Here is a 22,513-nt window from a genome sequence, read left to right as displayed (position 1 = left end):
CAGAGGCCAGGGCTCTCACCATAGGGTAACTTGACCTGTGAGTCTGAAAAGCCCAGAGAGAACAACAAAAAAGAACTCTTACCGATATTTATAAGCTCTCCTCTATTTTTAATTGCTCCAAACTCAGAGACTGATCGGCTTGTTATAGCTCCCTACGGAAGCTAATCAGAGCGGCAGTGACGGCCACATTGAGACTCTCCACACCGTTGCGCATGGGGATGCGCAGTAACTCATTACACTGCTTGGCTACCGCATCACTGACACCGCGGGTTTCATTGCCCAGTACAAAAATAGTCGGCCTGTCCCCGGTGACTTCTGCCAGGGTCTTTGGCGCGTGGGAGGATAGGCCGCAGATACGCGCACCGGACTCGCGAAAGTCTCTCAGGGCATCCGCCAGGGTTTCACAGCGCAGGATTTGGGTTTTAAACAGGGCGCCGGCGCTGGCTTTGATTACCAGAGGGTCGACCTGGGCGCAGCCCTTTCTTGGCAGGATTATACCATCCACGCCACCGGCACACGCGGAACGGATTATCATGCCGAGGTTTTGCGGGTTGGTAATGCCATCGAGTGCCAATAGCTCGTAAGCCTGTTGGCTGGTACCTCTTTCCCGCTGCTGTAGGAATGTTTTGCAAGTGCCGTAGTTGGGCAGGGCGAGGTCCAGTGCCACCCCTTGATCCTGGCGGGCATTCTTTGAGATGCGGGAGAGCCCCTTTCGATCCCAGTGGGCAACTTCTATTTGGCGCTCCTCGGCCAGGGCCTCCATGCGATTGATCAGCTGATCTCGCCGGTTGCTGCTTGCCAGGTGCAACTTGTGCAGAGGGAGGCTTGGATCTTCCAGTGCTTCCAGGACCGGTTTGCGCCCGTATATGGTCAGCAGGCTATCGAAGAAGGCTCTTTTTTCCAGGTATTCAGAGGAGTCTTTCACCGCATTGGCTCACTCAGTAGTTCGATCAATTTGGCCGCTGTCTCATCGGACAGCTGGCCGCGCCGCGCCAACTTTACACAGGCGAGACCCAGTTGGCGATAGTGGTGCGCCAAGTGCGGGTCTGCTGAGGTGAGGCTTTTTGCCTGAGTTGCTACTGTTTCCAGGTCTCCCCGGGCAATTGGGCCAGTGAGCGAGGCCTCCGGGCCCAGAGTCATATTATTCTTCACGGTCTGCAGCACTATGGGTTCGAGTAGCCTGAGGGCTTTATCGTGGTTGATGCCTGCAGCGGCGAAGCTTTGCAGGCTAAGATCAATCAGGGTAGTGAGGTAATTGCAAGCGATCACCGAGCCCGCGTGGTAGAGAGATTTGTGCTCGGCACTGATAGCCAGGGTTCTACACCCTATAGAGGCGAAGGCCTCTGTCAACGTCAGCACAGCGAGGCTGTCACCCTCCAGGGCAACGCTGCTGCCACCGAGGCTATCTATGGAGCGTTGCGGGTCGGCAAAGCTGTGAACTGGGTGGGCGCTGGCAATAGAGGTTGGATGCAGGGTCTTGAGTACTTTAGAGCTGAGGGCGCCGCTGCAATGGAAAGCGATTGCCCCTTCACGCTGCTGGAAGTTCGAGGACAGCTGCTCAGCTGCTGTTTCGATTTCTCCATCGCTACAGGAGATCAGCCAGCAATTCGCGTCATTCATGGACTCGATTGACGAGGCGGCTTGCCCGGCACCAATAAACTCGACCGCGGCATGTGCGCTGTCGATGGTGCGATTGTGGATGGATTGAATTTGAAAAAAGCCAGCCTGCTGCCACAAGCGCCCGAGCGTTTTCCCCAGGCGCCCGGCACCAATAATATTGAGTGTTTTCATTATTTGCCGGCGAGGCAGTCCAGATAGGCTTTGACCGCATTCTCCAGGCCCATAGCGATGGCGTCTACGGTGAGGGCGTGGCCGATAGAAACTTCCTGCAATCCGGGCAGTGCACGGTAGCGGGGTAGGTTGACCAGGTTTAGGTCATGGCCGGCGTTCACTCCCAGGCCCAGGTGGCGCGCATGCTCGGCGGCGGCACAGTGGGTATTGAAGATATCTTCCATTTCCGGACTCTGTTTGGCCACTGCTTCCGCGTAGGGACCGGTGTACAGCTCGATACGGTCCGCGCCTACATCTTTGGCCAGGCTGATTTGTTCCTGGTCAGGGTCCATAAACAGGCTGACACGGATACCGGCATCCTTCAATTTGGCAATCACGGGGACCAGGCGTGGGCCGTCCAGTTTAAGGTTGAAACCGTGATCGGAAGTCAGTTGGTCATTGTTGTCGGGTACCAGGGTGCACTGGTCTGGTTGGGTTTCCAGGACAAGTTCCATCAGTCCGGGGTAGTCGCCCTGGTGTGCGGCAAAGGGGTTGCCCTCAACGTTGAACTCGATGCCGTGACGGTTGCCGCATAGGGCGGCCAGCTCGCGCACGTCGCCTGGGCGAATGTGGCGCTGATCCGGGCGCGGGTGCACGGTGATACCCTGGGCGCCAGCGTCCAGGCAGGTGCGTGCGTGGGTGACTACATCGGGGAAGTTACCTTCACGGGAATTGCGGATCAGGGCGATTTTATTGAGATTAACGCTGAGAGCGATCACAGCTTATTCTCCCTTGCTATTGGTGGCGACGGCATCGTCGCCGGTGTTAATACGTTTTGCCTCGAGGATACGAATAGGTACATTGGGGGCGCTGGGATGTTGACGGTAGAGACCGCGGGGCTTTTGCACTATTTCTTCTACCACATCCATACCATCAATCACCCGGCCAAAAACGGCATAGCCGGGTTTGTCTTCTTTGGCGTCGAGGCGGGTGTTATCCACCAGATTGATAAAAAACTGTGAGGTGGCGCTGTTGGGATCGTTGGTCCTAGCCATGGAGAGTGTGCCGCGCAGGTTCTGCAGGCCATTGGCGGATTCGTTGGCGATGGCGTCGCGGGTCTCCTTTTTCTGAAAGTCAAAGGTAAAACCGCCACCCTGCACAACAAAGCCCGGGACTATTCGGTGGAAGATGATCCCGTTATAGAAGCCGCTATCGGTGTAGTCGAGGAAGTTCTCTACGGTAACGGGGGCCTCTTTGGCAAAGAGCTCAATACGAATTATGCCCAAATCGGTTTTCAGCTCCACGTGTGGGTTTTTGGCCAGTGCGGGGAGTGTTAATGCCGCACAAAGTAGCAAAACAAAAAATTTTCGCATCATCCTTAGTCCTTTAGGTTTTACGGCTGAGCCACTGCGCTGCTGCCCATGTGTTGGATGTGGGTCCTGGGAGGGTAGTACCCCTCCCCAGGCTCAATAGTATGCGATTTCAGGGATTTAAGGCGATATCAGTTGGCCCATTCCGAGTGGCGTTTACGCGGGCGTAAATGCGGGGCGATCATTGCGAGCAGGGCTCCCAACAGGACGGATAGGGCGCCGTACATGTACCACTTATGCGACTCACTGCCGGACAGGCGTTGGATCTCGGCCTCCGCCATAGTTTTTTCCTGCTTCAGCAGTTCGTGCTGGTGCAGGAGCTTTTGGTGGCGCTCGTTCATCGCCAGGGCGTCGGCTGACAGGGCTTTGAGAGTTTTCAGCTCGGCAGCCAGAGTCTGATTCTGTTGTTGGATAGAATCCAGGGAGCTGCTCAGTTTCCCGTTTTCTTCCTCCAGTCGGCGCACCTCACCACCGAGGTTGCCCTCCATTTTTTCGAAGCGGGCTAGATTGGCTGTTGCCTCTTCCAGTTTCAGCTTTGCCACCGGTTCGGAAACCAGATATTGGCGTCTTATCCATCCTTCAGTGCCGTTCGTGGTACGTACACGGGTCCAGCCATCTTGCGGAGCATCTTCAAGCACACTGAGTTGGGTGCCGCTGGGCAAACCACGGTGCAGGATGCGAAATCCAGTGCCTTTGCCGGATCGCATGGGCACATGCAGTTGGTCGGTGATATAGCGTGTCTCGGCGGCCGCCGTTGCCGGAACCACATTGAGCAGTGTGGCGGCGATCAGGCCTGACAGTAATTTCTTCATTGTGATACAGCTTCTGCTTAGCGTTGTTATTAGGGCAGTACTAACTTGAACGGTTTGACGGTGACTGAGGCGTAGACGCCCGCATCGACATAGGGGTCGCTATCAGCCCAGGCTTGTGCCTCTTCGATGGAGGGGAACTCCGCAATAATCAGGCTGCCACTAAAGCCAGCCTCGCCGGGTTCCTCGCTGTCTATCGACGGGTGTGGCCCCGCAGCTAACAGGCGGCCCTCATCCTTCAGACGACTGACTCGGGCCAAATGGGCGGGGCGCGCTTTTTTGCGCAAAGGGAGACTATCGCTAACATCTTCACTGATGATTGCGTACCACATTGTGAATCTTGCTCTTGTTGGTTGATTGGAAAATCTTGTTATTGGGGGACCATGACTTCTTCCAGTTTCAACCCGGTTAGTTTGCCAATACGGGAGAACAGGAAAAACAGCACCAGCATCAAAATGATGGTGGCCGGCAGGGCGATCACCGGGTAGCTGAGGGCGGTCATTTTACCCAGCTCCTCATTGAAGGCTGCTGTGCCCGGAGGGCTTTGCAAAATGATTTTTGCCAGTATGTAGTTGAGCACCGACGATAGGAAGAAGGATGCGGCAATCATCCAGGAAGCTTGCTGCAGGGTGCGTTCGAAGGCGCCCTGATTGCCCTTATGGGCAAGGCTCTGGGCGATTTTGCCAGTGTCCAGTATCTGGTCGTTGTATAACAGGGTCTTTACCAGTGGCCAGCGAGTGTAGAGTGAGGCGACGGTGGCAATACCGAGGAGGCCGGGAATGGCGGCTTCTTTGATGGCGATATATTGCGGGTCGAGCTCCATTAGACTGATGCCCCCGGTGAGGAGGATACTGATAATGCCCAGGGCGGAGAAGAAATTGACCTTGCCAGAGCGAATCAAATCGCGGAGACCGTAGCCGAGGGGAAAAGCCAGGGCTACTACCAGGGCCCATTTAGTGCCCAGCCAGTCATCCCCTGACAACTTGGTCAGAACCAGTGTGGGGATCACGATATTTAGAAGTAAGTTGCCAAGCAGGCCCTCTTTCTTCCTGGGTTTTTGCTGGGGTGAAGGGGTGGTTGAATTCGTTTCGGTCATACTCAATTCCGGTGATAATGCCCGCGGGAAGCTTTTGAGAGGTCATTAGGTGATGGCCTTTCGGGTGAAAAAACTTCCCCGCTGACAATACTGCTGTCAGACTCCGGTTCCTCGTGGCCGCCAAGGCAGACTTGTGGTCCGGGCCCTATCCCTGAAAATACCGGCTGCGGCTAAGACAGCTGCACCGGATAATTGTTCCAAATAATAGATACTGCGACTTTTTCACCACCACACTTTTCCACCATCATCAAAGAGAGTGAGAGCCTGTTGTTGAAAGCCTTGCCAGAAGATCTGAATACAGACCTAGTCGACCTGCACTGTCACAGTACCGCATCCGACGGTATTTTAAGTCCTACGCAGCTGGTGTCGAGGGCGAAATCCCAGGGTGTGACGCTGATGGCACTCACCGACCATGATACCTTGGCTGGTGTGGTGGAGGCACAGAAGGAGGGTGACCGCTTGGGCGTCACTGTATTGGCGGGTATTGAACTTTCAAGCCTCTGGGGGCGCCGCCCGGTTCATATTGTGGGGTTGAATGTTGATCCCGCATCGGATCGGCTGCGGGAAGCGATCATTCTGCGCGAACAGCTGCGCCGGGAGCGGGCAGAGCGTATTGCGGAACGCTTACATAAGCGGGGTTTTCCCGGAGCTCTGCAGGGGGGGCGCACCCTTGCTGGGGATGCTGTCCTGGGGCGGCCGCACTTTGCTCGCTGGCTGGTAGAGGCGGGGTACGTGGAAGATACTGCCCGCGCATTTAAGCGTTACCTGGGGGCCGGCAAAATCGGCGATGTGGCGGTGGCCTGGCCGCAATTAGAAGAAACCGTCGAGATCATCCATGCTGCCGGAGGTTCCGCAGTACTGGCTCACCCGCTCAAGTATGGGCTTACCCGGACCCAGCTACTGCGTTTGCTGCAAGCGTTCCACCAGTGTGGAGGCGATGCGATAGAGCTGCTTTGCGGCCGGCAAAACCCCACACAGACCAAGGAGCTGCGGACTCTGATGCAGTCGGTGGTGGTCGAGTCTGACAAGGCTCCGCTGTACTGTTCGCTGGGTAGTGACTTCCACCAGATGGAGCAGCCCTGGAGGGAGCTCGGTTGTGTGCACTTGCCCGAAGACGTCGAGCCTGTGTGGAATCTGTGGCACACTCTGCACCGGGATCGACGCGGGGAAGCGGTATCGGCCTGATTGCGTGGGGTTCACTCTGCGCGCGCAGGTTGCGGATATTGTTTGGCCCGGGATCCCTGGTGGGCGACCTGTGCCCGCCGTGAGAGGTTTCAATTCATAAAAGCTTGGGGGGCTTTGTGGCGCAGTTCTTTCAAATTCATCCGGAAAATCCTCAGGGGCGCTTGATCAGTCAGGCTGCGGATATAGTCACCAGCGGAGGGGTCATTGTGTATCCCACCGACTCCGCTTACGCGATAGGCTGCCGCTTGGGGGAAAAGCTGGCCGTAGAGCGGATACGCGCCTTGCGCCAGCTGGATAAACACCACAACTTTACTTTGATGTGTCGCGACCTGTCAGAGCTGGCAACTTATGCGAAGGTGGACAACCAGATGTTCCGCCTGCTAAAGAATCACACGCCCGGTTCCTATACCTTCATCATGCCGGCCACCGCTGAGGTGCCGCGCCGCCTGATCCACCCCAAGCGCAAGACGATTGGCATTCGGGTGCCTGACAACGCAATTACCCTCGCGCTGATTGAGGCGGTGGGCGAACCGCTGATGAGCTGCAGTCTTATTATGCCGGGCGATGAGCAGCCGCTGACCGACCCCTACGATATTCGCGATACCTTGGAGCACCAGGTGGAACTGATTATTGATGGTGGTTTTTGTGGCTTGGAGCCAACCACGGTGATCGACCTTACTGGTGAGGAGCCGGAGCTGATCCGCCAGGGCTGCGGTGCCGCTGATGAAATACTGGGTTGATTGGCGCCTCGCTGGTGTATAATCGACTGTTTGCGGTTTTGAGGGTGGGGCAGGGTGTCCAGTGAAGAATTACTAGCCGAGGTGGAGGAGCAGGTACTTGCCGATGTCGCGGCTACCGAAACCGAGTCCTCTGCCGACGACACCCCGGAAAACCCAGACCTGCAGAGCGGCGAGGAGCCGCTCGCGCTCGTATTGGGGGAGGCTTTTACCGACCTGCCGCCGGATCTTTTTATTCCGCCGGATGCATTGGAAGTCATTTTGGAGGCCTTTGAGGGGCCTCTGGATCTCCTTCTATATCTTATTCGCCGTCAGAATCTGGATATCCTGGAAATTAACGTGTCGGACATCACCCGTCAGTATATGACCTATGTGGAGATGATGACCTCGATACGTTTCGAGCTGGCGGCGGAATATTTGGTCATGGCGGCGATGCTGGCTGAGATAAAGTCTCGCATGCTGTTGCCACGCCCCCCCGCTGCCGAAGAGGAGGAGGGCGAGGACCCCCGCGCAGCGTTGATTCGCCGCCTACAGCAGTATGAGCGCTTCAAGACTGCTGCCGAGGATCTCGATGAGATCCCCCGAGTGGGGCGCGATATCCATCAGGCCCGTGCAGAGGGGCCGGATCGCAATATCACCCGACCGGACCCAGAGGTGGATCTAAAAGAGGTTCTGGTGGCGCTGGCGGATGTATTGCGCCGTGCTGATATGTTTGAGAGTCACCAGGTAGAACGTGAACGGCTCTCCACCCGCGAGCGCATGACCCAGGTGCTCGACCGTATCCGCCACGGGCAGTTTGTGCCATTTGTGAGCCTGTTTAGTGCGGAGGAGGGTCGTCTCGGCGTCGTGGTGACATTCCTTGCGGTGATGGAACTGGTCAAGGAATCTCTGGTGGAGCTGGTACAGAACGAGTCCTTCGGGCCTATTCACGTGCGTGCGGCCAGCCACAGCAGTGATTCTGTCGATGAGGAATTTGAGGATAGCGAAAGTGACTTCGGTAGCGAAGAGGGGGATGATTTGGCCCGGGCCGCTATCGCTGAAAGCGCCTCGGTTGATGAAGCCTCGCTCACTGTGGAGCAGGCGTCGTCCAGAGAAGAAGAGTTGGAAACGAGAAGATGACAATCGCTCCGGAATTACTGCGCAGGCTCCTCGAAGGTGCTCTACTGGCTTCCGCACAACCCCTCAGTGAAGATAAACTCCTCTCCTTGCTGGATGAGGAGGACCGCCCTTCCATCACAACGCTTCGCGATACGCTCGGAGAAATTGCTCAAAGTTGTGACGGGCGCGGCTTTGAGCTCAAAAAAGTGGCGAGTGGTTGGCGCTTTCAGGTGCCTGAGGACCTAGCCCCCTGGGTGAACCGCCTTTGGGAGGAAAAAGCGCAGAGGTATTCCCGCGCTACCCTGGAAACATTGGCGATTGTCGCCTATCGCCAGCCGGTGACCCGCGGTGATATCGAGGAAATTCGCGGAGTAGCGGTCAGCTCACAGATCGTAAGAACCTTGCTGGATAGAGGATGGATCAAGGTGGTGGGTCACCGCGATGTGCCGGGCAAACCATCGCTCTATGCAACTACCCGGGACTTTCTCGATTATTTTAATCTCGCTTCCCTGGATGAACTGCCCACTTTGGCCGAAGTCCGCGATATTGAAAGTCTGAATAAGATCCTCGAAGCCGAAGGCCTTTCTCCAGAGGAGGTCCCCGCTGCACTCACCGAGGAGGGCGAAGATCCGCCAGGAGATGCCGGGCTAGCGGGTGGAGATCAGAGTACAGCAGAAGCTGAAGAGGTTGTTTCCTCTGAAGAGAGTATCGATGCGGCCGAGGATGCTCTGGTTGCAGCAGCCCTCGAGGATATCGCGGCAGAGACCGCGGATAATCTCGAAGCGGCGGGGCCGGTACAAGCTGAGATGGAAGCACAGGCTGTCGATGATGTTGTATTGGATGCAGCGCCTTCAGAGGCCTTGGAAGATACGTGGGAGTTGGCACAGGTGGCGGGTGAAAATTTGCCTGCCACGGAGCCTCGGGTCATTGTCACCGGGGAAGAACCAGCTCTAGAAACAGAAAATGAAAGCGAAATTGAACAGGAAGCCGAAGATGGGGAGCCAGCGCCCCCTATTGCGGCAGCATTGCCCAAGAGCAGCCTGTTTGGTGATATCGACACGGAGACTGCGTCCGGCCGAGAGGAGCGGGACCGGGAAAGCAGTGGTGTCGATGACGATTCCCAAGATGTAGTGCAAGCGGAAAACACCACCCCATGAGTGATGGCACCTCGCCAGCAGGCGAAAAATTGCAAAAAGTACTAGCGCGCAGCGGCCTCGGGTCACGACGTGAAATGGAGCGCGCAATCGATGCGGGCCGCGTGACGATTAACGGTAAAGTAGCGGAACTCGGCGAGCGGGTTACCGATGCGGACCAAATTGAATTTGACGGTCAGGGCCTGCCCTCTTCAGGGGAAAATCGCTGTCGGGTCATTCTCTACAACAAGCCGGTCGGGGAGATTTGTTCCCGCCACGACCCTGAAGGGCGCCCCACCGTTTACGACCGTCTGCCGAGGCTGAAAACTGGCCGCTGGATTTCCGTAGGCCGGCTGGACTTCAATACCAGCGGCCTGCTGTTATTTACCAATAGTGGCGAGCTGGCCAACAAGCTGATGCATCCTTCATCGGTGATTGATCGTGAATATTTGGTGCGCATCCAGGGGGATGTGGACGACGAGATGAAGAGGCGCCTCGTTAAGGGTGTGCTTTTAGATGACGGCTCCGCGCGCTTTACCGATATTGTCGAGAGTGGGGGAGAGGGCAGAAACCGCTGGTTCTACTGTGTGGTGATGGAGGGGCGTAACCGTGAGGTTCGCCGACTGTGGGAGTCCCAGGGGGTTCGGGTGAGCCGCCTCAAGCGTGTGCGCTATGGCAGCGTGTTTATTCCCTCCCACGTACGCGTGGGCCAGTGGATCGAGATGGAACCTAGGGAGATTGATGACCTGTGCATCACTGCCGGTCTGCCCAAGCTGGGGCAGCGTCCGCTGACGCAGGGGGAAAAACAGATCCTGGAGCGCCAGCGGCGCAAGCTGCGTAAGTCGCCGGTACCGGCGCAGCGACGCAATAAATCCTGAGGTGTGAACCACACGGCATTGTGTCTTAAATTAGGCCCGCGTAATGCGGGCCTCTTTATTTATCAGGACTCGTTTTTTTGGCGCTAGGGCTGCTCGTTTTCCTTCTGATCCCCTGTTTCGTTCTCCTCGGTTTCTCCCGCCTCCTCCTGCTGTTGGTTGCGCATTTCAGACTGTACTCCCTGGGGGCCACCTCCCATCGCATCGTCGACATCGGAGGGAATATCGGAGACAGAGTCCGTAGTGTCGCTATTTTTTCGCTCGTTTACCTCGTTGGTTTTGGCGCTGGATTCCATCAGCTGCTTGAGTTTTGTGAGTCCTTGCTCGTAGGACTCACCCACCATTTTTTTTATGGCTAAGCCCATCCAGCGCTCCCTCGGGCCACCCCCGGTATCGGTATTGAAGCTCCAACTTACCTGGGTGCCGCCATTTTGCTCTTGCAGTTTAAATTCTGCGGTGGCCTCACTGCCGTCGCCAAAATCCAAATCGGTTTGCACCAGTGAGTTCGGTGTACTGGCGGTTATGGTTTGGGTCCCGCCGCCCTCTTTAGAATTTTCACCGTGCCAGCTCATGGAAGCGCCGACGCCCGCTTCCGGGCCGCTGTATTTGTATTCCATGGCTGGGTCGATATTCCGCCAGGGGGACCAACTATTAAACTTGCGAAAGTTGTTAACGTAGGGAAATACCGTCTGGGGAGGTCTGTCGATATAAATACTGCGCTCCAGAGAAACCTCCCTGGGGAATAAGTACCCGGCCATGAGTAATAGGACCAGGAAAATCAGGATGTAGAGTATCCAGCGCATAGCCATGCCCTTTGTTAAATTTGGGGTCATAAACCTCGATGGCCAGCGAATTGCTGGCTTTAGTCAAGGTTATAGCAGCTCCACTGCGGTTCAATCGTCGCTGAGGTGGATCAGCGGCAACTTGATCTCGACACAAAGGCCGGCGCCGACGCTATTACGTGCTGTAATACTGCCGCCGTGGTGCAGTATGGTCCGCTGAGCGATGGCCAGTCCCAGGCCAAAGCCACCGCTCTCGCGGGTGCGGGCGTTATCGGTGCGGTAGAAGGGTCGGAAAATGGCTTCGAGATCGGACTCATCTACACCGGAACCCGAGTCGATGACAGAGATGGTGCAGGTGTCGGTGAATTCCTGCACCAGTATTCGCACCAATCCATTGGCCGGGCTGTACTTGATAGCGTTGCGCAGGATGTTCTCCAGCGCTGCGGTGAGGGAGCTGCCGCGGGTGGCGATCAGCAGTTCCTGGGCGCTGCCACTCATATCGAACCCCAAATGTTTTTCCGCAGCTTCGATGTGGAGATCGTCGAGCAGTGCGTTAAGCAGGCTGTTCAGCTCTACTACATCGTCCAGTGGACGCTGCTCCTGGCTGCTAACCGGCAGGGACAGCACATCGGCGATAATGTCTTCCAGGTAGTCCGCCGCTTTACCGATTTTATCCAGCTCCTTATCCAGTCCCATGACCTGTTTCTGACGAGCGATGGCGAGCGCTACCTGCAGTCGCGCCAGGGGTGAGCGAAGCTCGTGAGAGACATCCTTGATCAGACGGCGCTGTTCGGACATCGATTCCTGTAGTTGAGCAGTCATGGAGTCGAAATCCAGGGCCAGATCAGTGAGCTCATCGTTGCGGGTGTGCAGGCTGGGGGCAACTCGATAGTCCAGCTCGCCGGCTGCGACCCGTTTTGTGGCGGCGCGGAGCTGCTCAAGGGGGCGGCTTAAATAGCTGGCGAGCCAGTAGCAGGCGATCCCGGAGGTAATCATGGAGAGCAATAGCATGGGCCAGAAGTTGCGCCATAAAAATCGCAGTAACAGGCCCTCCTTACTATCCCCGGCAACCAGGGTGATACGCAGGGGATCTCCGGTGCGCATTGGGAGGAAGAAACCTACCGTGGGCTTGTTGTCTACCAGCATGTGAGCCTCACGGTTTCGGTAGTCGAGGCTGTTGATCAGCGGCATCATATTTGCTGGCAGTGACCGCCCGAGCAGGTCATTGCCTTCACTGTCCACGGCGTAGACCCTTCGTTTGACTTTCTTTGGCGCGCGTTCTAGCCAGTGCTGAAACTGCTCGGGCCCGTGGCGGCGGGCGATGCGCATATTGCGCATCACTTCACGAAATAATGCGGGTCCCTCCCAGCGCTCCTCCTGGCGGGGATCGCCGAATTCGCCAAAGTGGGTAATGTAAATGGCGGCGACCACCATCACCATGGCGGTAATCCACGCGCCAAAAAACATCTTCCAGAAGAGGCTGCGCATTTTGAAACTACCTACTGCTTGGCCTGGGTGAGCATATAGCCGGCGCCGCGAATATTGATAATCAAGTCGCGGCTGGCGCCTTTATCCGCGAGCTTTTTGCGAATATTGCTGACGTGAACATCGATGGAGCGGTCGTAGGGCATCAACTTGCGTCCCAGTGCGCTCTCGGTTAGTACCTCTTTACCGACCACATCGCCGGCGTTTTGAATCAGCACCTTGAGAACTGAAAATTCGGCGCCAGTGAGGGATAGGGCCTGGTCGGCCCAATAGGCCTGATATTCGGCCGGTAGCAGGCGCAGCTGGCCACTGGAGAGGCTGTCGTCGCTGTCCTCCACTTCGACCCGGCCGCGGCGCAATATCGCGCGCAGTCGCGCGGCCAGTTCACGTGGGTTACAGGGCTTGGGGAGATAGTCGTCGGCACCCATTTCCAGACCTACGATACGGTCTACGGTATCGCCCTTGGCGGTGAGCATGATCACGGGCAGGGAGCGGCTAGTGGGTGAGGCCTCCTCGCGCAGTTTTCGCAGCACGTCAAAACCGTTGTGCACCGGCAGCATGACATCCAGTACCAGGGCGTCAAAATTCTGGCTCTGCGCCAGTGCCAATCCGCGCCCACCATCGTTGGCCGCGGTCACATCAAAACCTTCCCCGGTTAGATACTCTTTCAATAGGTCGGTCAATTCTGTGTCGTCGTCGATCAGGAGGATGCGGCTCATGGCGTTCTCTCAGTTGCTGTGAGGCCATTATATGCAAAGCATTGGCGCTAGTTATCGCAGCCTCTTGGGCTTTTTACTGTTCTTAACAAATGTTTACCGGGGTTTGCCCCTGTTTACACAGGCCAGACTTACTATGAATTCACTGAATGCAAACGAGAGGATGGAGTGATGAAGAACTGGAAAGTAGTACTAGGTAGCTTGGCTTTGGCCGGGGTGATGGCGGTCCCTGCAGCATCCATGGCATTTGGGGGTGGCGAAGGGCACCACAAGCGCGGTTTTGAGCATATGGCGCGTGAACTGGGCTTGACCGAGGGGCAAAAGGCGCAGTTGAAAGCCAACCGGGAGAGTAACAGCGACAGCAAAAATGCCCAGCGCGAGCAGTTACGTGCGTTGCGTAAGCAAATCCGCGCCGCGATGGAGAGTGGCGCCGACCAGGCCACACTAGACCAGCTTGGTACTGAGTTGGGCAAGCTGGAAGTACAGAAAATGCAAAACCACTTCCAGATACGCCAGCAGTTCGAGGCGATTCTTACCGATGAGCAGAAAGCCAAATTTGAAACGTTGAAAGAGAAACGTAAAGAGCGCCACATGAAATGGCGTGAGGAGCGTCTTGAGCGACGCACATCCGATTCCTGATCCCCACTATCGCAGACTCCTTGTGCGATCTGTCGGGCGTACCCTTCCCCAGAGGTCCGCTCGGCTCATAACCCTTTGCCCCCGCTAGTCGGGGGCTTTTTTATGTTCCCAGTCCACCCGAGCCAGCTTGCCGCGCCCCGCCTTTGCTGGGAGAATACGCCGCCCCGCCAATAGGTATCTAGTGTGGCCCGATTTGGGCGAAGAGGAATAACTGTGAGCAAAATCGGCTTGTTTTATGGCAGCGACGAAGGCAACACCGAATCTGTAGCCCTGCGCATCCGCACCCGCCTGGGGGAAGATCGGGTAGATCTGTTTGATGTAGCCGATGTGACCCAATTGGAGATCGCCAACTATCAGAATTTGATTTTTGGTATCCCGACTTGGGACTTTGGCCAGATTCAATCCGACTGGGAAGAGTTCTGGGAGGATGTGCGGGAAATCGACTTCAGCGGTAAGACTGTGGCCCTGTTTGGTCTGGGCGATCAGTTCGGTTACGGTGATTACTTCCTGGATGCGATGGGCATGCTACATGATGTGATTGTCGGTCGAGGGGCAGCCATTGTTGGGTTGTGGTCGACAGAGGGCTATGAATTTGAGGCTTCCAAGGCGGAAATTGCGGGCGAAGGCAAATTTATGGGCCTCGCTATCGATGAAGACCAGCAGGAAGAGCTGACTACCGAACGCCTCAACCTCTGGTGCAAGCAGATTGCCGATGAGCTTGCCCTCGAAGGTGGTGCCGCCAGTGTCGTCGAGTTGGATGACTAGTTACTTATGCCGTTGACGATCCCCTTTAAAGAATTCTGGCCCTGGCTGACTGAACACCCCAATTGCATTCTCCGGGCCGGCACCCCGGAGAGCGTCGTTTATGATGATGATGACTATTATTGGCGCTTTGCAGAGGAGGATACCCGTACATTGCTAGTACAGGTGATGCGCGGCAAACGCCCGGTAGCGGAGTTCTTTATTGAACCTTCACATATTGTGTCTGTACAAGTGGGCCCAGGGGAAAGGGGGGAGTATAACTTCGACCTGATGACAGAAATCCACGGGCAGCTGCAGGTGATTTATTATTTTGTACTGTCACATGGCTTAGATGAGCCAGTGAGTTCAGTTGAGGAGCCCTCCCAGGCTTCAGGACAGCTCCACTAAAAGGTCGTTTCTTTGTGAAAGCACCAGTTGGTAGCTCAACTGGTGCTGGAAAGTCCGGGGTGGTATTAGCTTATTACTCGTTCACAGCTGGCTGTTTTTCTACTGACCCAATACCGATGTGCTTATCAAGAAAAGCTAGCAGTTCGGTATAAAGCTTCATCTTGTTCTCCTCGCTATAAAATCCGTGCCCTTCGTTGGCAACAATAAGGCTTTTTGCAGGCTTCCCTTCTTTTTCAAGTTTTTTCAGTAGCTCCTCAGCATGTTCAACAGGTACACGCTCATCTTTCTCACCGTGAATAATAAACAAGGGAATGTTGAGTTTATCGGTGTTGTGGATTGGAGAGTTTTCCTTTAAGAAGTTCTTATCTTTACTCAGTTCCCTATTAAGGTAGGCTAACCCTCTATCATGACGCTTGATATCCCCTTTCTTGTACATCATCTCCAAGTCATAAACACCCACATAGCCAGCCGCACATTTATACAGGCCTGGATATCTGATCGGGTTCATTAGGGCAGAGTAGCCCCCAAAGCTGGCACCGTAAATACAAACTTTTCTTGGATCTGCATAGCCTTTTTCTACTGCCCAATGAACGGCGTCGGCTATATCCTTTTGAATTTTTCCTCCCCACTCTTGCTCTCCGGCAGTGTAAAAGTGGTCGCCGTATCCTGTTGAGCCACGAAAGTTTACCTGGAGAACCAAGTAGCCATTTTGGGAAAGTATTTGTACTTCTTGGTCATATCCCCAGTAGTCACGGGCATGGGGGCCTCCATGTGGTACTACTACCATAGGCAGATTTTTAGTTTGTTCTTTCGGGAAAGTCAGATAGGTGCCTATTCTCATGTTGTCCGTGGTGACGAATGACTCAGCTCGCATTGAGTTTAAAGTTTCAGGGGCAAGCCATTCTGATGATGATAATAGAAAGTCTACTTTCTTAGTCTTCAAATTTGCTAAGAAATAATCCCCTGGGAGTCGGTCTCCATAAACTTTTAATATTCCTAAAGAGCCATCATTGGTGAAGCTGGTAAAGTTGATTCTGTAGCCCTCAAAAGCCTTTTTTAAACCACGGAAATAAGCTGCAAACCCATCGCCCTCATCAAAAAAGTACTCCTCAGGGTAGTCGGGGTGCAGGTAAACTCCGATGGGTTTATCACTTTTTGGGTGGTAAATCACCGCGGTAATGTCGGAAATGTCGTGGGAAAATATTTGAGTTAATTCGTTTGTTTTGGTATTAAATTTAACTAGTTGCTCCGTATCGTTAGTGCGGTCTATTTCAAAATAGAAATCTCCTGTTTCTAGATTGCCTCCCCTTGGCCAGCTACGATTTAAAATGGAATTCTCAAGTTTTTCCCATCCCATTTTAGATTTCTTGTAAAGTTCGCGTTCACCATTTTTGTTGCTGCCGGTGGCGAAGATTAAATTCCCATTTCTGTCAGTGTGGGCGCGTCCTACCTGCGGAAGTCCTGTTATTCTTTTTTGTACGCCATTATAAATGTTTACTTCGAGGATTTCTCCTCTTGTTTCCTAGTCCCTAGCCCAGGGAGAGGTGGAGATCAATATTTTATTTTTTTCTTTAGGGAGAGTGTCAATGATTGTTGGGTGGGCATATGTGGACTCAGCCTTTTTTAAGCGAGATCCGACTTGGCGCTCTCCCGCTAAGTGCCCGAATATATTCTTGCCTTTAGTGCCATCATAGTTGATGGCAAATAGTGAACCATAAAACACCGGTGTTTCTAATGCGGCCTTTCGTGATGCGACCTTAGTAACAACTCGCTCATTATTTGCCCAGTAGAAATCGCCGACTTCCTCTTTGCCTCTAAAGCGCAGAAGGCCAGTGATCTTCAGAGGGGTGATCGACATAAAAACCAGTATTCTCTCTCCCTCGTATAATTTTTTAATGGCTAAATGGCTGCCGGTTGGAGAAATTTTTACTTCTTGTATATCTGTATGCCGTACCAAGTCGGATAGGGTAACTTGTTCGCAAATGGCGAGGGTAGGCCAAAGGAGAAAAAGACAAAACAGTTTGCGCATTTGTAAGTTCCTTGTCGTTTTATATTTTTATTATGAGTGACAAGGGATGTTGGTTAAATGGCAAAGGGAAAGCCTTGAGGCTTTCCCTTTGCTAAAATGTCATGACAGTCAAGTTATTTGCTTGCTAGGTCTTCACTATTCCGAATCGGCTTATGCTGATCAAACCAGTACAAAATAGAAGCCACTTTCGCAATCATCTGGCTGGGCCTCGCGGCAATACTATGAGAGGCGCCGGGAATTCGCACCATTGCCGCCTCCACATCATTCAATTTTAAGGCCTGGTAAAACTGCTCTGTTTCGGACATCGGTGTACGGTAGTCCTCTTCTCCGGTAAGCAGCATGGTTGGTGTAGTGACATTGCCGACATAAGTGAGGGGTGAGCGGCGGCGATATTCCTCCGGTTTTTCCCAGGGCATACCTGAGAACCAGTATTTCGTAAAGAATCTGGAGTAATCTGCGGTAAGCACAAAGCTCTCCCAATTAATCACAGGTTTGGCGACCACCGCTGCCCGGAATCGATCAGTCTTGCCAATGATCCAGGCTGTGAGGGTGCCGCCTCCGCTACCGCCGGTCACAAATAGTTGTTCTTCATTGATAAACCCCTGATCAATTACTGTATCAACACCAGCCATCAAGTCATCGTAATCCTGGCTCGGGTAATTGTGGTGAATCAGGTTGGCAAATTCATGTCCGTAGCTGGTGGAACCCCTTGGATTGGTATAGAGGACCACATAGCCGGCAGCGGCGAATAACTGTACTTCAGTAGCAAATCGCGGGCCATAATTGGAGAAGGGGCCGCCGTGAATTTCCAACAGCAGGGGATACTTTTTCTTCGGGTCGAAGTTGGGTGGGTAAGCGACCCAGCCCTGTATATTGCGGCCATCAAAAGTGGACTTGTAATTGATCTCCTCCACTTGGGCCATGTTGCGCAGTGGTATCAAGTCATGGTTGAGACTGGTTAGTGTTTTTACTTTACCGCCGCGGGCCAGAGCCAATTCTGCGGGGTGTTGTGGATTGGTTTGTGTGTAGGCAATATCCCCGCGTTTGGATGTGGCAAAGTGCGTGCCGGAGTAGGGCCGCCCTAGCGATAGACCGCCGGCATCACTGGCGACTACAGTGTCACTGCCACCCATTTTTTTAATGGCAATTTTTGTGGAGCCCTGATCGTCATAGCTGTAAGCGATGCGCTTACTATCGCCAAGCCAGTGGTAGCTGGAGATACTGCGGTCTTTAGCGGTTTGTACTTTGCGGGACTCGCCACTGTCGAGGTTGATGATACGCAGGCTGTGTTGCTGGTATCCGAGCCGCTGATCCTCAAAGCCCAGATAGGCAAGCTTTTTACCATCGGGGGAAATCTGCGGGTGATGATCGGGTCCAAACCTTTCGGTGATCTGCTCAATGCCGCCATCCTTGAGATCCACTCTATAGATTTCAGAGTTCATCAACTCGATCTCGTGATCGGGGTGGCGGTTTGCAGAAAAGTAAATAGCGTCGTTGTTTTTACTCCAGGCGAGACTACTGCCGTGATCGAACTCACCGCTGGTAAGCTGACGCGGTGTACCGCCCTCACGGGGGATGACAAATACCTGGGTGTGCCCCTGCTTGAGATAACCCATGCCGTCCGCACGATAAATACTACTGTCGATAAACTGGGGTGGTTTTGCCCACTTGGCGCCCTCGGGGGCACCGGGCAGTTCAACTGGTAGTGGTTTGCTCTCTGGCACAAACATAGTGAAGGCAATTTGTTTGCCGTCTCGTGACCACTGAATATTGGAAGGGGATTTTGGCAGGTGGGAGATCTGCAGATTCTGCCCGTTGTCGAGCCACAACAGGTGGATTTGAGAGCTGCCGCTGCGAGAGCTGATAAAGGCGATTGTTTTACCGTCCGGGGATAGGCGCGGCGAATAATCAGAGTAGTCCCCCGAGGTCAGTGGGCGGTGGTCCTTGCCGTCGGCACTGATGCGCCACAGGTTTGCCCGTTTGTTGTCCGCCATCTTATTCATGGAGTTGCGAACGTAGTAAATATTTTTCCCGTCGTTACTGAACTGAGGGTCGCTGGCATGCTCGAGATTAAATACATCCTCATAGCTGAAGTTAGTGGGTTGCTCTTCAGCGAGGGCAGGACTGGCGATAAATATCGCCGCGGCTATTTTCAATAGTCTGTTCATTATCTGAGGGCTCCTCCATTTTGTTTTCGGGAAGAGCATACCGCAGAGACAGTTGGGCAGGAGGCGAATAAGCCGGTCGGTGTATTTAGTGGGACAGTCCGTGCAATTAATAAATAATTATCGTCCGGGGCAGTAAATTCAGATTAGCAGCTCCTTAAGCACTTCCCGATAGATTTCCTTAAGTATGTCCAAATCGTCGGCTTTGACTCTCTCATCAACCTTGTGAATAGTGGCATTAACCGGCCCCAGTTCCACTACCTGCGCTCCTGTTGGAGCGATAAAGCGGCCGTCGGAAGTGCCCCCGGCAGTCGATAATTCCGTTTCCTTTCCTGTGATTTTCTGGATAGCCTGTTCCACCGCATGTACCAGTGGCCCCTCGGCCGTGAGGAAGGGATGCCCAGATACATTAAAGTTCGCTTCATATTTTAGGTGGTGCTTATCCAGGATTGCCCTGGCACGGGCCTCCAGTCCTTCGGCGGTAGACTCCGTAGAGAAGCGCCAATTGCAGAGTAAATCCACTTCACCGGGAATCACATTGGTTGCGCCGGTACCCCCATTGATATTGGAAACCTGGAAGCTGGTGGCGGGGAAAAATTGGTTGCCTTGATCCCACTCCTCGTTGGTTAGTTCGGTGAGTGCAGGGGCCAGGCTGTGAATCGGGTTTTCGGCCAGGTGAGGGTAGGCGACGTGCCCCTGTGTACCAAATACTTTTAATTCCAGGCCCAGTGAGCCGCGCCGTCCGTTTTTGATCACGTCGCCGACGCGTTCGCTGCTGGAGGGCTCACCCACAATACAGCCGCCTATTTTTTCTCCCCGCGCCTCGAGCCATTCAACCACTTTGACGGTGCCGTTGGTTGCCGGTCCCTCTTCATCACTGGTGATCAGGAAAGCGATGCGCCCGCAGTGACCCGGATGTGCGGCGATAAACTCTTCACAGGCTACGACCATGGCGGCGAGGGAGCCCTTCATATCCGCGGCGCCACGACCATAGAGAAAACCATCGTGAATTTTGGGGTCGAAGGGGGGGCTGCTCCAGTTGTCCTCTGGTCCGGTGGGCACTACATCGGTGTGGCCGGCAAAGGCGAGTAGTGGCCCTTTACCTTGCCCATTGCGCACTGCCCAAAAATTGTCGGTGTCCCCGCGGCGCAGCCTGGTTGCCTGAAAACCGATTTTTTCCAGACGCTGGATCATCAGGTCCATGCAGCCTGCATCTTCAGGTGTTATGGAGCGGCGGCGGATCAGGTCGAAAGCCAGTTGCAGAGTGGGGGTCACGGAATGTTCCTTGTGTTTGGTCGAGTAGGTGCATGGGCGGTTCGCGGGGAAGTTAGCGGGGCGATAGCCCCGCCGCGCTCAACTTTAATTGCTGTGCAGCGCTTCGTTCAGTTCGATTGCACTCTTGTTAGTCAGGCATTCTACCGCGCCATTGGTAGAGTTCCTGCGGAACAGCAGGTCGGATTTACCGGCCAGGTCGCGCGCCTTGATATGTTCGACGAGTCGGCCGCTATCATCGAGTAAGGCTACCTTGGTGCCGGCGGTGATATAGAGGCCGGCCTCTACAGTGCAGCGGTCGCCGAGGGGAATACCGATGCCGGCGTTGGCGCCGAGCAGGCAGTTGTCGCCCACGGAGATGACGATGTTACCGCCGCCGGAGAGCGTGCCCATGGTGGAACTGCTGCCGCCCAAGTCGGAGCCCGCGCCGACAAACACCCCCGCAGAAATACGCCCCTCGATCATGCCGGGGCCCTTGGTGCCAGCATTAAAGTTGACGAAACCCTCGTGCATGATGGTGGTGCCCTCGCCAAGATAGGCGCCGAGACGCACGCGTGCGGTGTGGGCGATGCGCACGCCCGTGGGCACCACATAGTTGGTCATCTTGGGAAATTTGTCGACGCAGGCAACTTCCAGGTGCTCCCCGTTCAGGCGCGCTTCCAGTTGGCGCTGAGGCAGCTCTTCCAGGTCGATCGCGCCCTGATTTGTCCAGGCCACATTGATCAGTTTGCCGAAAATGCCGTCGAGCTTGGTTTCGTGAGGTTTCACCAGGCGATGGGAGAGCAAGTGCAGTTTCAGGTAGGCCTCTGGCACCGACTGCGGGGCTTCATCGCTGGACAGTACGACCACCACCAGTGGTCGCTGGGAGTTGGCAAATTGCCGCAGGATTTCTGCCTGTTCCGTGGCTCCGGCGCTGTGCAGCTTTTCCGCGAGGCCGTGCAGCTGAGTCGCATCCAGGGGCAGACTGTGATTGCCGCCGTTAATATGTAGGGTTTCAGTGACTGCTTTAGCTATTTCCGCACTGGGTTTAAACAGTGGCTTTGGGTAGAAAACTTCCAGCCAGTCGCCCTTGCTATTACAGGTGCCAACACCAAATCCAATGCCGTAGATATCGCGCATTCTTTCTCTCCTAGTTGGGCTGGTCGGTGAGTTCGGCAAATTCTTTTTCTTTAAATCCGAAACGGGTGATATTGCCTGCGGTGGTTACTGGTCGTTTGATCAGGGTGGGCGTCTCGAGGGCAAGTGTCAGAGCGCTATTGTTATCCATAGCGTCTTTTTGTGTGTCGCTCAGCGCCCGCCAACTGGTGGAGCGGCGGTTCAGCACCTCCTGCCATCCGAATGCGTCCAGCCAAACTTTAAGGGGGACATCGCCCATGCCATCTTCACGGAAATCGTGAAACTGGTAATCGACCCCATTGTTTTCCAGCCATTTGCGGGCCTTTTTTACGGTGTCGCAGTTTTTAATGCCGTACAGAGTAATCACAGTTACGCCTTCTTGGTTTTCTTGGGGTTTTTGCGGCTGGGATAGCAGGTGGTGCAGATTTCACAAACGGTGCCGTCACAGCCGCGCGCGGAGCAGAACTCGCGGCCGTAGAAAATAATCTGCAAGTGCAATTTATTCCACTTTTCTCTGGGAAATAGCCGCTTTAAATCTTTCTCGGTCTGGGTGACATTCTTGCCGCTGGTGAGCCCCCAGCGTTGGGCCAGGCGGTGAATGTGGGTGTCTACGGGAAACGCGGGGTGACCAAAAGCCTGGGACATCACCACACTGGCGGTCTTGTGGCCCACACCGGGCAGGGTTTCCAGGGCGGCCATATTTTCTGGAACCTTGCTGTGGTATTCATTGATCAGAATTTGTGACAGCTTGCTGATGGCTTTGGATTTCTGCGGAGATAGGCCGCAGGGGCGGATGGCCGCCTGGATGTCCTCCACGGGTACCTGGGCCATAGCCTCCGGGTTGTCGGCCAGCTGCCAGAGGGCGGGGGTAACCTGGTTGACGCGCTCATCGGTACACTGCGCTGACAGCAGCACGGCCACCAGCAGTGTGTAGGGATCTTTGTGATCGAGAGGAACCGGGGTTTGCGGGTAGAGTTCTTCCAGGCGCTGCAAGATAAAGTCCACGCGCTCTTGTTTGAGTAAATTTTTTACTGCCATTCTTATTTGTGCCTGGGGGCTCCTGGGTTGCGGTGTCGAAGTCGTTGGT

24 protein-coding genes and 1 pseudogene are annotated in these 22,513 nt (G+C 54.6%); 8 read left to right on the top strand and 17 right to left on the bottom strand.

Translation table 11 applies throughout. The features are described from left to right. Positions 1-142: 142 nt before the first annotated feature. From ACCI51_RS11725 to ACCI51_RS11695, 7 genes are all read right to left on the bottom strand, one after another. The gene (locus ACCI51_RS11725) at positions 143-925 is read right to left on the bottom strand and encodes a TrmH family RNA methyltransferase (protein ID WP_371843699.1); all 783 of its coding nucleotides are present in this window, start codon (positions 923-925) and stop codon (positions 143-145) included. Next, positions 922-1,791, bottom strand: coding sequence for a Rossmann-like and DUF2520 domain-containing protein (locus ACCI51_RS11720; RefSeq protein WP_371843698.1), 870 nt, complete (start codon positions 1,789-1,791; stop codon positions 922-924). The genes ACCI51_RS11725 and ACCI51_RS11720 overlap by 4 nt, the downstream gene beginning before the upstream one ends. Then, a complete protein-coding gene (locus ACCI51_RS11715) occupies positions 1,791-2,549 on the bottom strand; it encodes a pyridoxine 5'-phosphate synthase (protein ID WP_299584460.1) in 759 nt (252 codons plus the stop codon). Before ACCI51_RS11715 ends, ACCI51_RS11720 begins: the two co-directional genes overlap by 1 nt. 3 nt (positions 2,550-2,552) lie before the next feature. Then, positions 2,553-3,146, bottom strand: a complete 594-nt coding sequence (locus ACCI51_RS11710) for a peptidylprolyl isomerase (RefSeq protein WP_299584458.1) — start codon at positions 3,144-3,146, stop codon at positions 2,553-2,555. Between the two features lie 125 nt (positions 3,147-3,271). Then, on the bottom strand, positions 3,272-3,952 hold the full coding sequence (locus ACCI51_RS11705; RefSeq protein ID WP_371843697.1) for a TIGR04211 family SH3 domain-containing protein: 681 nt from the start codon (positions 3,950-3,952) through the stop codon (positions 3,272-3,274). 29 nt (positions 3,953-3,981) lie between these two features. Continuing rightward, entirely contained in the window at positions 3,982-4,281 is a 300-nt protein-coding gene (locus tag ACCI51_RS11700; protein WP_299584454.1) for a YciI family protein, read from the bottom strand. A gap of 38 nt (positions 4,282-4,319) precedes the next feature. Next, positions 4,320-5,045: a VC0807 family protein gene (locus tag ACCI51_RS11695; RefSeq protein ID WP_299584452.1), complete on the bottom strand. Its 726-nt coding sequence runs from the start codon at positions 5,043-5,045 to the stop codon at positions 4,320-4,322. Positions 5,046-5,237: 192 nt separating this feature from the next. Here ACCI51_RS11695 and ACCI51_RS11690 point away from each other — a divergent pair, with 192 nt between their 5' ends. The 5 genes and pseudogenes from ACCI51_RS11690 (at position 5,238) to rluB (ending at position 10,076) form a co-directional block, all read left to right on the top strand. Next, positions 5,238-6,230: a PHP domain-containing protein gene (locus ACCI51_RS11690; protein ID WP_371843695.1), complete on the top strand. Its 993-nt coding sequence runs from the start codon at positions 5,238-5,240 to the stop codon at positions 6,228-6,230. A gap of 116 nt (positions 6,231-6,346) precedes the next feature. Further along, positions 6,347-6,970, top strand: a complete 624-nt coding sequence (locus tag ACCI51_RS11685) for an L-threonylcarbamoyladenylate synthase (RefSeq protein WP_299584448.1) — start codon at positions 6,347-6,349, stop codon at positions 6,968-6,970. Between the two features lie 54 nt (positions 6,971-7,024). Further along, positions 7,025-7,912, top strand: a pseudogene (locus ACCI51_RS11680) (segregation and condensation protein A); the annotation flags it as partial. 170 nt (positions 7,913-8,082) lie between these two features. Then, positions 8,083-9,222, top strand: coding sequence for an SMC-Scp complex subunit ScpB (gene scpB, locus ACCI51_RS11675; protein ID WP_371843693.1), 1,140 nt, complete (start codon positions 8,083-8,085; stop codon positions 9,220-9,222). Beyond that, positions 9,219-10,076: a 23S rRNA pseudouridine(2605) synthase RluB gene (rluB, locus tag ACCI51_RS11670; protein WP_371843692.1), complete on the top strand. Its 858-nt coding sequence runs from the start codon at positions 9,219-9,221 to the stop codon at positions 10,074-10,076. Before scpB ends, rluB begins: the two co-directional genes overlap by 4 nt. A gap of 83 nt (positions 10,077-10,159) precedes the next feature. Here the strand turns inward: rluB and ACCI51_RS11665 are convergent, their stop codons facing one another. The 3 genes from ACCI51_RS11665 to ACCI51_RS11655 all read right to left on the bottom strand — a co-directional run bounded on the left by ACCI51_RS11665 (position 10,160) and on the right by ACCI51_RS11655 (position 13,059). Continuing rightward, the gene (locus tag ACCI51_RS11665; protein WP_371843691.1) at positions 10,160-10,876 is read right to left on the bottom strand and encodes an SRPBCC family protein; all 717 of its coding nucleotides are present in this window, start codon (positions 10,874-10,876) and stop codon (positions 10,160-10,162) included. Positions 10,877-10,966: 90 nt separating this feature from the next. Then, positions 10,967-12,343 carry an ATP-binding protein gene (locus tag ACCI51_RS11660; protein ID WP_371843690.1) on the bottom strand — a complete coding sequence of 459 codons (1,377 nt, stop codon included), beginning with the start codon at positions 12,341-12,343 and terminating at the stop codon, positions 10,967-10,969. Positions 12,344-12,354: 11 nt separating this feature from the next. After that, the gene (locus tag ACCI51_RS11655) at positions 12,355-13,059 is read right to left on the bottom strand and encodes a response regulator (protein WP_371843689.1); all 705 of its coding nucleotides are present in this window, start codon (positions 13,057-13,059) and stop codon (positions 12,355-12,357) included. A gap of 168 nt (positions 13,060-13,227) precedes the next feature. On the opposite strand from ACCI51_RS11655, the gene ACCI51_RS11650 reads away from it, so the two are divergent. The 3 genes from ACCI51_RS11650 to ACCI51_RS11640 all read left to right on the top strand — a co-directional run bounded on the left by ACCI51_RS11650 (position 13,228) and on the right by ACCI51_RS11640 (position 14,844). After that, positions 13,228-13,695 carry a Spy/CpxP family protein refolding chaperone gene (locus tag ACCI51_RS11650; protein WP_371843688.1) on the top strand — a complete coding sequence of 156 codons (468 nt, stop codon included), beginning with the start codon at positions 13,228-13,230 and terminating at the stop codon, positions 13,693-13,695. Positions 13,696-13,908: 213 nt separating this feature from the next. Continuing rightward, entirely contained in the window at positions 13,909-14,460 is a 552-nt protein-coding gene (locus ACCI51_RS11645; RefSeq protein ID WP_371843687.1) for a flavodoxin, read from the top strand. 6 nt (positions 14,461-14,466) lie between these two features. Beyond that, complete coding sequence (locus ACCI51_RS11640) at positions 14,467-14,844, top strand: hypothetical protein (RefSeq protein ID WP_371843686.1); 378 nt, start codon at positions 14,467-14,469, stop codon at positions 14,842-14,844. A gap of 73 nt (positions 14,845-14,917) precedes the next feature. Here the strand turns inward: ACCI51_RS11640 and ACCI51_RS11635 are convergent, their stop codons facing one another. From ACCI51_RS11635 to nth, 7 genes are all read right to left on the bottom strand, one after another. Further along, positions 14,918-16,201 (bottom strand): alpha/beta hydrolase family protein, encoded by a 1,284-nt coding sequence (locus ACCI51_RS11635; RefSeq protein WP_371843685.1) that lies wholly within the window; start codon positions 16,199-16,201, stop codon positions 14,918-14,920. A gap of 165 nt (positions 16,202-16,366) precedes the next feature. Then, the gene (locus tag ACCI51_RS11630; RefSeq protein ID WP_371843684.1) at positions 16,367-16,873 is read right to left on the bottom strand and encodes a hypothetical protein; all 507 of its coding nucleotides are present in this window, start codon (positions 16,871-16,873) and stop codon (positions 16,367-16,369) included. A 113-nt stretch (positions 16,874-16,986) separates the two neighbouring features. After that, positions 16,987-19,041 carry a S9 family peptidase gene (locus ACCI51_RS11625; RefSeq protein WP_371843683.1) on the bottom strand — a complete coding sequence of 685 codons (2,055 nt, stop codon included), beginning with the start codon at positions 19,039-19,041 and terminating at the stop codon, positions 16,987-16,989. Positions 19,042-19,179: 138 nt separating this feature from the next. Continuing rightward, positions 19,180-20,313 carry a succinyl-diaminopimelate desuccinylase gene (gene dapE, locus ACCI51_RS11620; RefSeq protein ID WP_371843682.1) on the bottom strand — a complete coding sequence of 378 codons (1,134 nt, stop codon included), beginning with the start codon at positions 20,311-20,313 and terminating at the stop codon, positions 19,180-19,182. Positions 20,314-20,397: 84 nt separating this feature from the next. Next, positions 20,398-21,429 (bottom strand): 2,3,4,5-tetrahydropyridine-2,6-dicarboxylate N-succinyltransferase, encoded by a 1,032-nt coding sequence (gene dapD / locus ACCI51_RS11615; protein ID WP_299584424.1) that lies wholly within the window; start codon positions 21,427-21,429, stop codon positions 20,398-20,400. Between the two features lie 10 nt (positions 21,430-21,439). After that, positions 21,440-21,793 (bottom strand): ArsC family reductase, encoded by a 354-nt coding sequence (locus ACCI51_RS11610; protein WP_371843681.1) that lies wholly within the window; start codon positions 21,791-21,793, stop codon positions 21,440-21,442. Positions 21,794-21,795: 2 nt separating this feature from the next. Next, positions 21,796-22,464, bottom strand: a complete 669-nt coding sequence (gene nth, locus ACCI51_RS11605; RefSeq protein WP_371843680.1) for an endonuclease III — start codon at positions 22,462-22,464, stop codon at positions 21,796-21,798. Between the last annotated feature and the right edge of the window lie 49 nt (positions 22,465-22,513).

This window comes from Microbulbifer echini (assembly GCF_041447225.1).
Lineage (GTDB): Bacteria > Pseudomonadota > Gammaproteobacteria > Pseudomonadales > Cellvibrionaceae > Microbulbifer > Microbulbifer echini.
The sequence above is the reverse complement of the archived record's forward strand: the minus strand, read 5'-3'. Positions and strand labels throughout refer to the sequence as shown.